19 protein-coding genes, 2 pseudogenes and 1 riboswitch are annotated in these 15,399 nt (G+C 34.8%); of the genes and pseudogenes, 4 read left to right on the top strand and 17 right to left on the bottom strand.

Annotated elements, in window-relative coordinates; translation table 11 throughout:
* Positions 1–52: 52 nt before the first annotated feature.
* From MKY00_RS07345 to MKY00_RS07315, 7 genes and pseudogenes are all read right to left on the bottom strand, one after another.
* Complete coding sequence (locus tag MKY00_RS07345) at positions 53–1,003, bottom strand: ribonucleotide reductase (RefSeq protein ID WP_073536430.1); 951 nt, start codon at positions 1,001–1,003, stop codon at positions 53–55.
* A 384-nt stretch (positions 1,004–1,387) separates the two neighbouring features.
* A pseudogene (locus MKY00_RS07340) lies at positions 1,388–1,750 on the bottom strand (ribonucleotide-diphosphate reductase subunit alpha); the annotation flags it as partial.
* A gap of 97 nt (positions 1,751–1,847) precedes the next feature.
* Positions 1,848–2,018 (bottom strand): GIY-YIG nuclease family protein, encoded by a 171-nt coding sequence (locus MKY00_RS07335; RefSeq protein WP_100655561.1) that lies wholly within the window; start codon positions 2,016–2,018, stop codon positions 1,848–1,850.
* 210 nt (positions 2,019–2,228) lie between these two features.
* A pseudogene (locus tag MKY00_RS07330) lies at positions 2,229–2,993 on the bottom strand (ribonucleoside-diphosphate reductase subunit alpha); the annotation flags it as partial.
* The gene (gene nrdI, locus MKY00_RS07325; RefSeq protein ID WP_000959450.1) at positions 2,980–3,339 is read right to left on the bottom strand and encodes a class Ib ribonucleoside-diphosphate reductase assembly flavoprotein NrdI; all 360 of its coding nucleotides are present in this window, start codon (positions 3,337–3,339) and stop codon (positions 2,980–2,982) included. The gene nrdI and the pseudogene MKY00_RS07330, both read right to left, overlap by 14 nt.
* Before the next feature lie 476 nt (positions 3,340–3,815).
* A complete protein-coding gene (locus MKY00_RS07320) occupies positions 3,816–4,133 on the bottom strand; it encodes a hypothetical protein (protein WP_016716954.1) in 318 nt (105 codons plus the stop codon).
* A gap of 25 nt (positions 4,134–4,158) precedes the next feature.
* Positions 4,159–4,353 (bottom strand): hypothetical protein, encoded by a 195-nt coding sequence (locus tag MKY00_RS07315; protein ID WP_000356683.1) that lies wholly within the window; start codon positions 4,351–4,353, stop codon positions 4,159–4,161.
* Positions 4,354–4,598: 245 nt separating this feature from the next.
* Between MKY00_RS07315 and MKY00_RS07310 the strand changes: the two genes are divergently transcribed.
* Positions 4,599–5,177: a GNAT family N-acetyltransferase gene (locus tag MKY00_RS07310; RefSeq protein WP_016716953.1), complete on the top strand. Its 579-nt coding sequence runs from the start codon at positions 4,599–4,601 to the stop codon at positions 5,175–5,177.
* Positions 5,178–5,210: 33 nt separating this feature from the next.
* On the opposite strand, the gene MKY00_RS07305 is transcribed toward MKY00_RS07310, so the two are convergent.
* A complete protein-coding gene (locus tag MKY00_RS07305; protein ID WP_016716952.1) occupies positions 5,211–5,813 on the bottom strand; it encodes a hypothetical protein in 603 nt (200 codons plus the stop codon).
* Between the two features lie 88 nt (positions 5,814–5,901).
* Positions 5,902–6,084, bottom strand: coding sequence for a hypothetical protein (locus tag MKY00_RS07300; RefSeq protein WP_016716951.1), 183 nt, complete (start codon positions 6,082–6,084; stop codon positions 5,902–5,904).
* Between the two features lie 234 nt (positions 6,085–6,318).
* On the opposite strand from MKY00_RS07300, the gene MKY00_RS07295 reads away from it, so the two are divergent.
* A complete protein-coding gene (locus MKY00_RS07295) occupies positions 6,319–6,504 on the top strand; it encodes a YkvS family protein (RefSeq protein WP_001165081.1) in 186 nt (61 codons plus the stop codon).
* Between the two features lie 55 nt (positions 6,505–6,559).
* Here the strand turns inward: MKY00_RS07295 and queF are convergent, their stop codons facing one another.
* From queF to queC, 4 genes are read right to left on the bottom strand one after another with little or no spacing between them, the layout of a single operon-like run.
* Positions 6,560–7,057, bottom strand: coding sequence for a preQ(1) synthase (gene queF, locus MKY00_RS07290; RefSeq protein WP_000918895.1), 498 nt, complete (start codon positions 7,055–7,057; stop codon positions 6,560–6,562).
* Positions 7,058–7,075: 18 nt separating this feature from the next.
* Entirely contained in the window at positions 7,076–7,792 is a 717-nt protein-coding gene (queE, locus tag MKY00_RS07285; protein ID WP_016716950.1) for a 7-carboxy-7-deazaguanine synthase QueE, read from the bottom strand.
* A complete protein-coding gene (queD, locus tag MKY00_RS07280) occupies positions 7,785–8,276 on the bottom strand; it encodes a 6-carboxytetrahydropterin synthase QueD (RefSeq protein WP_016716949.1) in 492 nt (163 codons plus the stop codon). The genes queE and queD overlap by 8 nt, the downstream gene beginning before the upstream one ends.
* Positions 8,276–8,938: a 7-cyano-7-deazaguanine synthase QueC gene (gene queC / locus MKY00_RS07275; RefSeq protein WP_000711596.1), complete on the bottom strand. Its 663-nt coding sequence runs from the start codon at positions 8,936–8,938 to the stop codon at positions 8,276–8,278. Before queC ends, queD begins: the two co-directional genes overlap by 1 nt.
* A 93-nt stretch (positions 8,939–9,031) precedes the next feature.
* A riboswitch (PreQ1 riboswitch) is annotated at positions 9,032–9,075 on the bottom strand.
* 207 nt (positions 9,076–9,282) lie between these two features.
* Here queC and MKY00_RS07270 point away from each other — a divergent pair.
* Positions 9,283–10,491 (top strand): ATP-binding protein, encoded by a 1,209-nt coding sequence (locus MKY00_RS07270; protein WP_016716948.1) that lies wholly within the window; start codon positions 9,283–9,285, stop codon positions 10,489–10,491.
* Between the two features lie 11 nt (positions 10,492–10,502).
* Here the strand turns inward: MKY00_RS07270 and MKY00_RS07265 are convergent, their stop codons facing one another.
* The 4 genes from MKY00_RS07265 to MKY00_RS07250 form a co-directional block, all read right to left on the bottom strand.
* A complete protein-coding gene (locus tag MKY00_RS07265; protein WP_000038254.1) occupies positions 10,503–10,619 on the bottom strand; it encodes a DUF6254 family protein in 117 nt (38 codons plus the stop codon).
* Positions 10,620–10,718: 99 nt separating this feature from the next.
* Positions 10,719–11,252, bottom strand: a complete 534-nt coding sequence (locus MKY00_RS07260) for a DinB family protein (RefSeq protein WP_000941965.1) — start codon at positions 11,250–11,252, stop codon at positions 10,719–10,721.
* Between the two features lie 138 nt (positions 11,253–11,390).
* Positions 11,391–13,085: a M3 family oligoendopeptidase gene (locus tag MKY00_RS07255; RefSeq protein ID WP_016716947.1), complete on the bottom strand. Its 1,695-nt coding sequence runs from the start codon at positions 13,083–13,085 to the stop codon at positions 11,391–11,393.
* Positions 13,086–13,245: 160 nt separating this feature from the next.
* Positions 13,246–13,692: a MarR family winged helix-turn-helix transcriptional regulator gene (locus MKY00_RS07250; RefSeq protein WP_000203340.1), complete on the bottom strand. Its 447-nt coding sequence runs from the start codon at positions 13,690–13,692 to the stop codon at positions 13,246–13,248.
* Between the two features lie 190 nt (positions 13,693–13,882).
* Between MKY00_RS07250 and MKY00_RS07245 the strand changes: the two genes are divergently transcribed.
* Positions 13,883–15,379, top strand: a complete 1,497-nt coding sequence (locus MKY00_RS07245) for a DUF3149 domain-containing protein (protein ID WP_016716946.1) — start codon at positions 13,883–13,885, stop codon at positions 15,377–15,379.
* The last annotated feature ends 20 nt before the right edge of the window (positions 15,380–15,399 follow it).

Genomic DNA, 15,399 nt, shown 5'->3' with positions numbered 1-15,399 from the left:
TCATAACCCTGCTCATACTGTTGGGTTATTCATTTAGTATGGCAATATGCCATTAAACGGTACAAGCCACGCACTCTTCCACGCTTAATTTACGTGTTCTCGTATAATACAGACTCTTTAAGCCTTTTTTATGTGCATAGATGTAGTAACGCGCTAATTCACGTGTTGAAATATCACTATTAACGTAAAGAATTGTACTAATTCCTTGGTCAATATGTTCTTGAATTTCTGCGATTAAATCAATTAACTTAAACTGATTCATATCGTAAGAAGATTTATAGTACCAGAACGTATCTTTTGATAAATACGGCATTGGATAATATGTTGTCGCATTCGCATACGTTCTTGATTCGATTTGACTTACAATCGGCATTACGCTTGAAGTTGCATTTTGAACGTAACTGATCGATTGCGTAGGAGCGATGGCAAGACGATATGAGTTGTATAAACCATTCTTCTGCACTTGCTCTTTTAAACTTGTCCAATCTTCTTTTGTCGGAATATGAATTCCTTCAAATAATTGCTGAACTTTTTCAGTTACTGGGCTATAATCTGTCGTTTCATACTTTTCAAAGTATGTGCCGCTTGCATAATCAGACTTATCAAAGTCTTTAAATGTTTCGCCTTTTTCTTTAGCGATTTCCATACTTTTCTCAATAGAGTAGTAATTTAACATCATAAAGAATGTACGAGCGAACTCTTTCGCTTCTGCACTTTCATAAGCGATTTTATTTTTTGCTAAATATCCGTGCAAGTTCATTGCGCCAAGCCCTACTGAATGAAGCTCATCATTTGCTTTTTTCACAGTTGGTGCATTCGGAATGATTGTCATATCAGAAACAGCTGTTAAAGCTTCCATTCCCGCATGAACTGCTTCACGAATTTCTTTATTTTCCATTACATTTACGATATTTAACGATCCTAAGTTACAGTTAATATCACGACGGATAATGTCATCTGTACCATAATCATTTATTTCAGAAGTTTCTTGAAGCTGGAAGATTTCTGTCTCGAATGTTCAACCGAGTTCGCTATTCCTCAGTCCGTTGCTCATGCAACTGCTGTATGTCACCATACAGGACAGACTATATCATCACCTACAGCATTACCTGATTAGGTGCTCCGCTTTTCGAACGCCAATCGCTTGCGCTCTACTCCCATAAGGGATAGTCGTTAGGCTTTTACTTATCTTAATATCTTTCAGAAAGTCTCTTATTACTTTATGTTGTCCCATAACTCTGCTATACAAAATAATAAGATACATTCTGAACTTTTATATTTTCATTCTAAGATAAGATTTAGCACGGTAGGTTACCTCAAATTTGAGGCTTTCCCCGTTTAACGGAGTTTTCGACTAGCATTTCTACTAGAAGGTGCTACATATTTAACACAAGTTGGACATCTTCACAGTTCCAATATCCTTCAATGGATGTTGGTTATTTGCATTTGATTTAAACATTAAGTACGGATAACCAGACTCAAGCTGAATCATAGCAATTTTAATAAGCATATCACGTGCACTAATATCTAGCGGCTTCTTCTTCACTTTCGGATTGCTCATTAATTCATCGTACATTTCATCGATATCAATATCATCTAAATGCTTTCCGTATTCTTTATACACTGTATAAGGCGCGAAAACATGGAAAGGTTCGTTTTTCTCAGCAAGCTCAAAGAACTTGCTTGGAACGATAATTCCGATTGATAGAGACTGAATACGGCTCTTCTCATCGGCATTTATTTTTTTGGTCAACTCGTCTTCATATTTCTATGAAGGTTGGACTATATCATCAACCTGCAACTGGTTGCCTTGCACTTCGACTGGTACCTATTTCCAGCCTACTCTACTAGCTTTCGTCTAATGACGTGCGTTCGATAGTCTCTACACCTTCTTGAAAGTATTGATAATTAGGAAAGTTATTAGAACTACCAATATAAAACTTCCTATTTTCCTTATTAATTATCAAATAAATTCCACAATTCATGGAATCTCGCCTCCGGTGAATATAAGATTCCACTTCACCCAAATAGCATTTCTTCCAAGCTTGGCACGGTATTACCTGCTATCCACGTACATGGACCGTAGGCTCTCTTAGTCAGCTTCTTCGCGGGTTCTTTTTCTTTTACCCCTTATTCAACTGATACCGTTAGCCGCTAATGCGACACCCTATTGGTTAGGTTCACAAGGTTTTCTCATACACATTACTGTATAGAGGGACTACCAATTAATCCAAGAATTCAATAATATCCCAATGGAAAATGTTTAAATATACAGCTCCGGCACCTTTTCGTTGGCCAAGCTGATTCGCATATGAAAACGAATCTTCAAGTAACTTCATAACAGGTACTACACCACTTGCAGCGTTGTCGATACCTTTAATTTGCTCACCGCGTGCGCGTAGCTTAGATAAGTTTAAAGCTACTCCACCGCCGATTTTTGATAATTGCATTGCAGTATTAATGTTAAAGCCGATTGAATTTAAGCTATCATCCATCTCTAACAAGAAACAAGACACCATTTCTCCTCTTCTGCTTCTTCCCGCATTTAAAAAGGTTGGTGTCGCTGGTTGGTAGTTTTGTTTGACAATCATGCTTGCGAATTGTTTTGCCTTCGCAACATCACCGCGTCCTAAGTATAATGACACAATTGCTACACGATCTTCATAGCTTTCTAAGTATTGTTTTTGATCATTTGTTTTTAACGCATAATCTTTATAAAACTTAGATGCTGCCATATAAGATTGGAACTCGAAGTTTTCACCATAAGCGATGTTATATACCTCTTCTACTTCCTCCAAGTTATACTCGTCCAGAACGTTGTAATAGTAATCATGTTCTTTCATATACTCCATTCGCTCTGCCACGCTATTAAAATGAACGGTATTCTCTCTAGCTTCTTCCATAAAGACTTCTAATGCCTCTTTATCTTTATGAAGCTGATAAAAACCGTCCTGCATTTGCGTGATTTCATTATTCAGTTCAATGTGTCGCAATCTCCCGCACCCTTTCCTTAAAATATTCTACATCGTTATTTGTTCCTGATAACTCAAATTTTGATACAATAGGCACTTCATATTTAGCAGAAATTTTGTCAGCACTTGCACCGAACATGTCTCCCCAGTTACGATTGCCGCTTGCAGATACGCCTTTTAATTTTTCATTATTGCGCTCTAAAAATTCTAAAACACGTTCTGGTACATTGCCAAAACCTGTTGTATACGTAATTAAAATAAAGTCTTCATCTATTACTAGATCTTCACCAATTTGAACGGCCGGCATATTTAATTTGTGGATGAAACGCTTCACGTTTCCTGTCATAGAATCATATGCAACTAACATTTCCGACCCTCCCTTTTCAATCTATACTCTCTGTATGTTGTTTCTTGATTTCTCTATATATTGTATTACGTTTCAAAATAAGACACAAGATATATGTATAAATTCTTTCTTTTTTTAACTTTTACTTTTCGACAAGACCGTCGATTTTTTTCAATACAATGACTATGAAACAACATTCTAAAACTCATGTCAATAAAGTGCTTTTCAAAAAAGTTGTCAACGAATTTAACCTTATTTTTAAAAAAGTTAACAATATATTTTGTCATAAAACGGCAAATGCTGGAGGAATATATTTCTCCAGCATCACGCAAAAAAGAACAGACATGAAACGATAATCTGTTCTAAAAAACGATTACATTTATCAACTTTGCTTTATTCAATATTATACATATACTTTCAGTTCGCGTTACATACTAAAAGATAACTATTATAGAAAAAGATTATCATTATGGAAATTCAACTTATTTATGAAAAGATTATTCAGAGTGCTCAATACGCAAAATATCTTTTACAAATATATGATGTGGATTTTCATCTTTATCAATCATTGTACATACAGGAGCTTCTTCATCAAAGTACACAATCATTCCTTCAACGTACTGATATGTATGTTGAACTTGTACAGTTACTTTAATTTCTACAGCCTCTTCATATGCTCTTTTTATTTTCTGAAGCATTTTTGCCGAACACTTTCGTTTCTCTGGATATATGACCATCCCCATAAATCGATTTCCGGCTCTATCTTTCCACATATAATCCCAATGCGGTAATATGCCTTGTTTAAAATCGCCCATAAGTCTCCTCCCTATATTCTTTTAGTTACGAACGTGGCGTTTCTGAATATGTATAAATGACCTGTCCGCCGCGCTGTGCGTTACCAATGAAATGTTTAAAGTCTTCTCGATTTACTAAAACTTCTCTGAACGTATAAAATACATCTTTCGTAACAACATACTCCTTTATTTCACCATTTTTCAGCTGATCCAAAATTGTATTTGCTAATTCTTTATCCATGTATTTCACCTCTATGCAATATTTTATTTTATCTTATATTCTATAGGTCAACAACTGTAAAATTATCCAGATGCTATACCTTCATTTCATTTTCATTATTTTTCAAAAAAGATATCGTTAGTAGATGTCCACTAAATATCATATACTAACATAGCTACTTCTCTATATCAATCATTTCATCATTCCATTATGCAAAGTTCCATACCACTATGCTACAATATATAAATAGAACTAGGAGGGATACTATGATTCGGAAAGCAAAAAAGACAGATGCGAAACTGGTAGCACCTTTATTGTATAACGCTCTGCACGAAATTGCTGAAAAAATCACAGGTAGCACAGTTGAGACAGAAGTATTACTAGGACTTGAAACATGGTTCTCAAAAGAGAGAAATCGACTGAGCTATGAAAACTGTTTTGTATATGAGCAAGACGGGGGTGCAGTTGGAGTTATTGTCGCTTATCACGGTAGTGAAGCAACAAAGCTTGATGCACCAATTGTACGTCACTTAAGAGAATTACATAAAGATGAATCGATTACGTTAGAAAAAGAAGCCGAGCTTGATGAATATTACATTGATACTTTATCCGTTTCAAGTGCATATGGCGGAAAAGGAATTGGTTCTAAATTAATTGAAGCTGCTGAAATACATGCAACTGAAAAGGAGTATGAAAAAATCGCATTACTTGTTAATTTAGAAAACAAACGCGCCTATTCATTATACGAAAAACTAGGTTATAAAAAAGATCAAATCGTCATGCTTGTAGGCGAACCTTATGCACATCTCATAAAGCCATTAAACATCAAAATTTCTATATCTTAAAAAAAGCACACGATTTATATAAATCGTGTGCTTTTATGTTAAATTCGTATTCAATACATTTCCATTCATCGCCTCATGAAACGTATATGTTGTACATCCCCATGGCTCTCTGTGCAAAATAGGAGAACCAGACCATCCCATCGCTCTCAGTTCGGCACCAATCATTACATTCATATAATTATGACCTACAAGAGCAATACTTCCATGTACGAGAGCATAACGATGTAATAAGTAAGCCGCTTGTCTTGCCCTCTCTCTTACTTCCTTATAAGATTCCACATCTTTATGGTAACCAAGTATCCATACTGTTCGTCCGATAAACATCCATACGTTAGGTTTACACTTCAACCATTTTGGAGCATAAAAACTCGTCGGAATTTCAGCTTCCCTAAAAAGAGAATTTTGGATAAAAGATAAAGAATCCGTTAATTCAGCTGCTGACTGTACAGCACACCTTTGATCACTCGTTACAATCAATTTTGCCGCTTCAACCGCTTCCCTTGTTTCCGTTGGTATAGGTGCTTTTTCTGTTATAGTATGTAAGTCATATCCTTTCATCCATTCACGAAAGAATGTAACCGTCATTGGTTCTATAGTACGGTCTAAGCGACCATGACGAATAAAAGAAATCTTCATTCTTTCCACTCTCCATTCATCACTTACGAACTCTATTATGTACTATTTTTACATATCATACCACGCAAAAAAAGAAAGTTATACACCTTTACATATCCACGCCACTCTCATTTGTGACCCCAGCATGTATCCCATCCATCCCATCAAAATATGTAGTCGTTTCATGATGACGGATCTTTTTTAAATGTATATAAGAAAATACAAATAAAATTAATGCTATAACACTCCCCACAAATTCAAACATCATTTTACCGCCTCTAATTTCTCCCACTTTAGTAGGTTATTGTATATTTTTATTATACCCCTATATAAAGATGTCTGCATTTAAACCCTTCTTTTTTTCTAATAACATGACATTCTTGCATATTTTCTTACAAAAAGTGAATGTTTTTCGAATTTTTACTTTGGAAACATTTACAAAATGGACAATATGGTTCAAAATAGGAAGAAATAAAAAAACCAAAATTATTCTTTTTTGGGAAAACTGTAACAAGGAGAGTTGCTTATGCAGATCGCAGAAACTGGAGATATCATTGAATTTAAAGGTGGAATGCAAGGCCGTGTTCAAAAAGTAAATCAAAACTCCGTTATTGTAGATATAACAATTATGGAGAATTTTAGAGAACTAGATATGGAACCTCTTACAGTTGTTAGTCATAAAAACTATACTGTCATTAATCAAAATGCATAATATAATAGAAAGAAAGGATCTGTATGTTATACAGATCCTTTCTTTCTATTATATATTAACGATTATCAATTGTTTCTGGATATAAATCATGGTTCATCATGCGGTAGTCAGCCATTTGTTCATACTTCGTTCCTGGGCGACCGTAGTTGCAGTAAGGATCAATGGAAATCCCTCCACGTGGTGTGAATTTACCCCATACCTCGATGTAACGTGGATCCATTAATTTAATTAAGTCATTCATAATAACGTTCATACAATCTTCGTGGAAGTCACCATGATTGCGGAAACTAAATAAATATAGTTTTAAAGATTTACTCTCTACCATTCTTTGTTCTGGAATGTAGCTAATATAAATTGTTGCAAAATCCGGTTGGCCTGTTTTCGGACATAAGCTTGTAAATTCAGGGCAATTGAATTTAACAAAGTAATCACGGTTTGGATGATTATTATCAAATACCTCTAAAATTTCTGGGCTATATTCAAATAAATATTTTGTATTTTGATTTCCTAACAATGTTACATCTTTTAAATCTTCATCTAATCTTCCTGCCATTTTAAACATCCCTTCTCATTATACTCCGCGTTTATTTCCCCATACTAACGCATGAAGCTGCGGCAATACTTTTGCATTATTCATTTCTTTACGATTAACTGCTTTTTCAATTAACCACTCATACTTATCTAATAGCTTTTTAATCAACATCGCATCATCCACAGTTTTTGTATCATCATTTCCTACTTGTAAGAAAAATGGTACATGTGGATAACGTTCGTGCATCTTAACTGCATACTCGAAATCATAATCGTCAAATACTACTACCTTTAAACTAATATCTTTTCCTGCTAGTTTCTGAATCATAGCATCTAACTTCTGAAAATCAGTTTTCATTGTCGAACTTGGTGGTTTTGGAGAAATCGTTATCTCATCAATTTCAAGTAACCAATCTTGCCATTTACTCCCTTGCGTTTCGATTGCTGTTCGCATTCCATTCTCTTTTAATATAGAAAGAAGAAACTCAATATTTTTCAGCAATGCCGGATTTCCACCTGAAATCGTAACATGAGAAAAATTTTCGCCGCCAATTTCTACAAGCTCATTCCAAACGTCTTCCGCTGTCATCTGTCTAATTTGATCTTTAGCCGATCCATCCCACGTAAAAGCAGAATCACACCAAGCGCAGCTATAATCACAGCCAGCTGTACGGATAAACATCGTCTTTTGTCCTACAACCATTCCTTCACCTTGAATAGTCGGACCAAATATTTCTAAGACAGGGATTTTACTCATCGAGCATCCACTCCCGTCTTACTTCTGCATAACTAGTCGGAGTCTCAAATAGACGAACAAATTCAACACGAGCTCCTTTATATTCATTCACACGATTATCTTTTGTTAACACTTCTGCCATCTTTTCATAAATCCAAACGACCATATTTTCAGCAGTTGTATTCATCGCTGGTAACGTTTCGTTTAAATAACGATGGTCTAAATAAATTTCTATTTCATTCTTCCAAATTTCTTTTATATCTCCAAAGTCAATTGCAAGACCGATTTCATTTACATATCCACTAATCCCAAATACAACTTTATATGTGTGACCATGTAAGTTTTTACATTTCCCTTCATAACAGTGTAAATGGTGTGCTGCATCAAATGTAAATTCCTTGCTGACCATTACTCTTTTATTATGATATTTAAGTTGTTTACGCTGAATATCCTTGTCCATTTTTTGCAAATTTTCTACGATGCGAAATCCAAAGAAATTATCCATTAGTTACTCGCCCCTTCGCGTTCTTGTAGGTACGTATCTAATCCTGCTTTACGAAGTTGACATGCTGGACATTCACCGCAACCATCACCAATGATTCCGTTATAACATGTTAATGTTTTTTCTCGAACAAACTCGAATGCTCCAAGTTCATCTGATAATTTCCATGTTTCCGCTTTATCAATCCACATAAGTGGTGTATGAATCACAAACGGATAATCCATGGATAAATTTAAAGTAACGTTTAACGATTTCACAAACACGTCACGGCAATCTGGATAACCACTAAAATCAGTTTCACATACACCCGTTACAATATGACGTGCTCCAACTTGTTTTGCTAATACAGCAGCAAATGATAAGAATAGTAAATTTCGTCCATCTACAAACGTCGATGGTAATTCCCCTTCTTCATGTGTAATCTCCATATCCGTTCTCGTTAACGCGTTTGGAGCAAGTTGATTTAATAGACTCATATCTAGTACCGTATGTTTAATTCCTAGCTCTTTTGCAATTTCCGCTGCACAATCGATTTCTAGCTTATGACGTTGATTGTAATTAAACGTTACAGCCTCTACTTCTGCAAACTGCTCTATTGCCCAAAATAAACATGTCGTACTATCTTGTCCTCCACTAAAAACAACAACTGCCTTTTCTTTTTTCATTTCACTCATTCTCCTTCTCTACTACGAATAAGAAGAAAGAACGTTCTTGAACTGTCACAATAAAAAAACAAAACAATACCTAATGATATTGTTGTTTCCATAGTTTTTTATAGAGGGAGTTCGCGAACCTCTCCCGTGCATTACACGGAATTCCTTCTTTCATTGACAAAGCTTATTGTAACATATTGTATACTACCAGAAAAAATTTCTGATTTTTCCGCTATTTCGCATTTCATTTCTTGCATTTTATAGTATGATTAATCTAATGTGAGAAGAGAGGAGGCATCCCACTGAAACCCTTTATTATTTATCTCTTTTTAAATATATTATTCATCCTTGTTACAATGCTCGTATACCATTTATTTTGGAATCAAAAAGGGAAACGTTCTCCTAAATTAAATTCAACTATATTTATTACATTATGTTGCCTCGCTACCATACTATGTATTACTTTCGGAGCAAAAACAAATTATGGATTTCAATTTGATATGCGTCATATCGTATTAATTGTCGGTACATTAACAGGAGGTCCTATTGCCGGTGCTTCCATCTTAGCTGTATTAAACATATATCGCTTTTTATTAGGCGGAATTGGTGTCTTTCCATCCCTTATCGCCTCGGTTCTACTGTTTATCGTTCTACTGTTAACATACAAACTATTTAACCGCAGTTCTAATCGTATAAAAATAGCACTCGCTATCTTTTACAGTCTCATATTTGGCTTGGGCTGGATACCATCTTTCCTTTCAGAGGTTACAAATAGCGCAGATTACATACCACATATTATCGTGTACGAAATATGTACAATAATTGGAACAATTCTTATCTTATATTTGCTACATATACTACAAATGCAAGTTCGTCTTCAAAACGAACTTATGAATGCTGAAAAATTCCATTTAATCGGCGAAATGGCAGCGTCTATCTCTCATGAGATTCGCAATCCATTAACTTCAACAAAAGGATTTTTACAACTTTTGCAGTCAGATACATGCACTGAGCAAGAGCGAAAATTATATATCGACATAGCCATCAACGGAATCGAACAAGCAAATCATGTTCTTACAGACTGCTTAACTTTTGCGAAACCAAGTATTGAAAAAGAACAACAATTACAAGTAGAGGAAGAATTATTGCATGCCTTATCTTTAATCACACCTCTTGCTAATTTAACAAATGTTCGTATCCACTACATCAAACAAAGTACATCTTTCTTTATTGCTGGTGAAAAACAAAAACTGAACCAATGTTTATTAAATATTTTCAAAAACTGTATTGAGGCTATGCCTACAGGCGGTGATCTCGTACTTACTTTAGTTCCAGAACATAAACATATACAATTGTATATAAAAGATACAGGAATTGGTATGGATCAAGAACAAGTAAAACGCCTTGGATCCCCTTTCTACTCAACAAAAGAAAAAGGCACTGGTCTTGGAATGATGGTCGTATTCAGTGTTGTGCAAGCTATGAACGGAAAAATTGATATTATAAGTGAAAAAGGTACAGGTACAACTTTCTTATTAACTTTTCCACTCATACAAAAAACGTGATGAAATACTCATCACGTTTTTTCTGTTCCTTCAACTAATTCAGCAAAAGCTTTCACTTTGCCATGTGGTTTTTGATTTTCTTTACGTGCTTTCCATGCGCGCTCTTCTTCTTTCTTTTTCTTGGACATACTTTTCAACTCCTTCTTATCTTTCTCTCTGTAGTATTCCAAAATAAGAAGAAAAACTATGCACATACGAAAAAGAAGTGGTCTCCCACTTCCTTCTAATTATCGCTGTAAAATTGCGTGTTTCGCCTCTTTTAACTGCGTAAGATGTCTTTGTTCATGCAAATCAAGAAATTGAACCCACTGATACAAATTCAAATCATTAAAAACAGGATGCTTTAATCCATTTTCAAATAGATCTTTTTCATCTAAAACACTATGAAGCGTGTGTAATAGTTCTTGTCGTGAATGTTCTAGTAATTGAATTCCTTGCTGTTTTTTCATTAGCGTTTCTGTTGGTTTCATTTGCTGAGGAGCTTCTCGTTTATGTGTGCGATCCAGCGTAAGTTGGAGGTCTTTAAATGGAGTCGTGTTTCTTTCATTTTTTTGTAAAGCATATGCAAGGGCAGACGTGACAGATTGTTCAACTAAATGCAAGTGATGCAAAATTTGAATAATACTCCATTTATCACGACGTGGCTTTACATTCACTTCTGTATCATTTAACATTTCAATTTCTGATAATAGCGTGCTTCGGGTAGACTGTAATGAGTTCACCAAACTTTCTAAACTCACATCCATATTAGATTGAAGCATACTTCTTTCCCCCCTTTTGTTGGTGAAAAGAGGTGCTCCTTATTAGAAACACCTCTTTAGTATTCTGAATTTTCTTTTATTATCTCATCATTTTCTCGTTATGTCGATGTTAAACATGTGAAAAAAAGCGCATGTTTTTTACAATTTTGTGTCGTCAATTGCTTGTAGCCATGCTTCAATTTCTGTAATAACACTTTTCACACAGCCTTCAGCAAATGGTGATGTTAAATTTGCAACTTCTACTAGTTCCAAGAATGATTTACTTCCACCTTGTTGGCACAGATTCACATAATCTTCCCACGCCTCTTGTCTATTATCTCTTGCACGTTTCCAAAATTGCAGTGCGCAAATTTGTGCTAACGTGTAGTCAATGTAGTAGAACGGGGAGCTATAAATATGCCCTTGACGTTGCCAGAATCCACCGCGCTCTAAATAATCATTATCTTCATAATCACGATGCGGTAAATACTTTTTCTCTATATTACGCCATGCTGTCTTGCGCTCTTCTGGTGATGCTTCAGGATTTTCATATACATAATGTTGATATTCATCAACAGATACACCATACGGTAAAAACAGAAGTGCTGAACTTAAGTGAGAGAAATAATATTTATCTGCATCTTCTTCAAAGAATAACTTCATCCATGGCCATGTGAAGAATTCCATACTCATAGAGTGAATTTCACACGCTTCATATGTTGGCCAATTATATTCTGGAATTTCAAATTTACGACTTTCATATACTTGAAAAGCATGGCCTGCTTCATGTGTTAATACGTCAATATCACCAGACGTTCCGTTAAAATTCGAGAAGATAAACGGCGCTTTATAATTCTCAATATATGTACAATATCCACCGCCAGCTTTTCCTTTTTTCGCAACTAAATCTAATAAATCATTATCTAACATGAAATTGAAAAATTCATCTGTTTCAGCCGATAACTCTTTATACATCGTTTTTCCATGATTAACAATCCAATCCGCATCTCCTTTTGGAGTTGGGTTACCTGTTGGAAATTCAAAGTTTTCGTCGTAGTACGCTAACTTCTCTACACCGATACGCGCTTGTTGACGTTTTCTTAATTCCGTTGTAACGGGAACGATATAATCTAGCACTTGCTGACGATAATTCGCTACCATTTCCGCATTATAATCTGTACGGTACATTCTTGCATATCCAAGTTCAACAAAGTTTTTGAAACCTAAAGATTTGGCGATTTTCGTTCTCACTTTAACAAGCTCGTCATAAATACGATCTAACTCTTCTTCATTCTCAGCTAAAAATCCGTAATACGCCTCACTTGCTGCTTTACGTTCACTTCTCTCTTTCCCTTGCATAAATGGAATAAGCTGTGATAACGTTCTTTCTTCTCCTGCAAAATCAATTTTTGCAGATGCTAATAACTGTGTATATTGTGAAGACAATTTATTCTCTAATTGTAAATCCTTCACGACTTCATCAGAATATGTTTTTAAATCACACTCCGCAAGAGCAAATAATTGCTTCCCATAATACGCTTCTAATTCTTCACGGAATGGAGAATGAATTAACGCATTATAATACTTTGTACCATATCCTTGTACAACTGGAGAGAATTCATCAAAGAAATCTTGCTCTTCCTTATAAAAAGCATCTGTTGTATCAACAGAATGACGAATGTAACAAAGATTCCCCATTGTACCAAAATCGTTACGAATTTCGTTAATTGCATGAATGACTTGTTTTTGTTCCTCTACAGTTTTTGCGTTATCAAACTTCTCTAAAGCAGCTGTAAACTTCTCTTTTAATTCTTCAATATTTGGCCTTTTATATTCATAGTCTTTAAATGACATGAACGAGCCTCCTCTCCATTATATGCATCCTTACTATAATTCAATGCTTACTTCCAAATCTCCTCTTATTCTTCAACAAAATATGGCATATACTGCCATCATTACATGTAAACAAAAAAGCTTTGGATTTCTTTATCCAAAGCTCCTTTGGAACATATTATTACTTTTCATACTTTCCAATCTTTTTTAATAGATCAAGTAATTCGTCCTTTTCCTCTTTCGTTAACATTTCAAAAGACTGATGAATAACTTGCTCATGCCCTGGAAAAATAGAAGCAATAAAGTTCTCTCCAGATTCAGTTAATTGTGCATAAATAACACGTCTGTCATTCGGACACGGAATTCTTTTTACTAGTCCCTTTTTCTCTAACTTATCTACAACATATGTAATGCTGCCACTAGCTATTAAAATACGCTCACCAATTTGCTGAAGTGGTTGACCGCCTTTATGATATAGCAGTTCTAATACAGCAAACTCAGTTGGATTTAAACCGTTACTTTGTATAGACTTATTTGTAGTATCCATAACAGAACGATGTACACGAGATAATGCAATAAATACTTTTAAAGATTGAGAAATATCTTCTCGTTCATTATTTGATGTCATACAACTTTCAACCCTTCACTTAAATTCTCAGTAATAAAAAGAACAAAATAGTACTTCATATAAATTCCGAATGAGTATTCACTCATTCATTACCTCTCCCCAAATATATTATGAATGATTCTTGAATAAAAACATGACAATTTTAACATAGTTTATATATAATGATAATAAAAAAGAAGGAGTACCAAATTTGAAATTCAAATTCCACAGCATAGTTATATATATATTGCTTGTTATCCTACCAACAATAGGGATTGGTGCTACATTTTATTCATATCATTCGTATAAAATGAAACAAGAAAATAAACAAGTTGCCCATACGGTTCTCTTTTTATATAGAGACTATTTAGATCACCACCTTGGCGAAGCAATTTCTGCCCTAGAAATGCTCGCAAAGGTCGTAGGAACCGAGACTGGAAATATTAATGGAATGAAAGAAATTGTACATGATACGGATGGAAACGATGCACATTTTTCTGGTCTATATTACGCTACACCAGAAGGTATCATTACAATCGCATCGGAAGGTGACCGACCACCTGTTGATGTCTCAGATCGTAAATATATTCAAAACGCATTACAAACTAAGAAAACAACTGTATCATCCGTCATTACAGATCGTGTTCTTGGCCATCAAGCTATTATGATTGCTTCCCCCATTTTCAATAAACAGAAGGAGCTCTCAGGCTTATTGTTAGCAAGTTTACGCTTTGACTACATTTCATCATCTTTAAATGCCATTAAGCCACAATACCATTTTGAAGTAACTGATAAGTATAATGTAGTTTTTCTAAACGATGATAATAACGAAACAAGTGATGCTCATTCTAATATGCTTACTACTCCACTCCAAAGATTAGATTGGAAGGTCTCTGTTTCTCCGTTACCTATTCATCAAAAAACTTTAAACCAGTGGGTTGCCATAGAATGTATAGCTACTTTATTTTTAATGTCAATTTTATTTTTACTCGCTCAATATATGTTGTTAAAACGACAAACAAAACTGGAAAGACAACAAAATGAACTACAAAAAATTGAATTAGTTGGAACTTTTGCAGCTAGTACAGCCCACGAAATCCGTAATCCACTTACCGGAATTAAAGGGCTCGTCGCTCTATTAAAAGAGAAATATAAAGATGAACAAGATCAGTTCTATTTTTCCATCATCGAACAAGAAATAGAACGAATTAATGAAATTGTAAGTGAATTTCTTATTCTTGGAAAGCCAACTGCAATCATCGAACAAACATATGATGTGAGAACCATTCTAAATGAGGTAGCATTAATTATTCAATCTGAGGCGAATCTACATAATATTGTATTCCATTTACATTTGCCAGACCGTCCTGTTCATATCCGGTGCTCAAAAGACCATATGAAACAAGTGGTTTTAAACATTACAAAAAATGCAATTGAAGCTATGACTTCTGGCGATACACTAACTATTTTCGTAACAAACAATGAAACACACGCACAATTGCAAATTATAGATACTGGAAAAGGGATTCCAAAACATATTCAAAAACACCTCTTTCATCCGTTCTTTACTAATAAAGATACTGGAACAGGTCTTGGACTTGTCATATGTAAACGAATTATAGAGATGTACAACGGGCATATTTTTATTAACAGTATAGAAAACGAAGGAACGACAGTTCATATCGAAATTCCGTTACACATAGTATAATTATCCTTATCCCTAAAGGG

It is taken from the genome of Bacillus sp. FSL R9-9834 (genome assembly GCF_038006905.1).
Classification (GTDB): domain Bacteria; phylum Bacillota; class Bacilli; order Bacillales; family Bacillaceae_G; genus Bacillus_A; species Bacillus_A pacificus.
The sequence above is the reverse complement of the archived record's forward strand: the minus strand, read 5'-3'. Positions and strand labels throughout refer to the sequence as shown.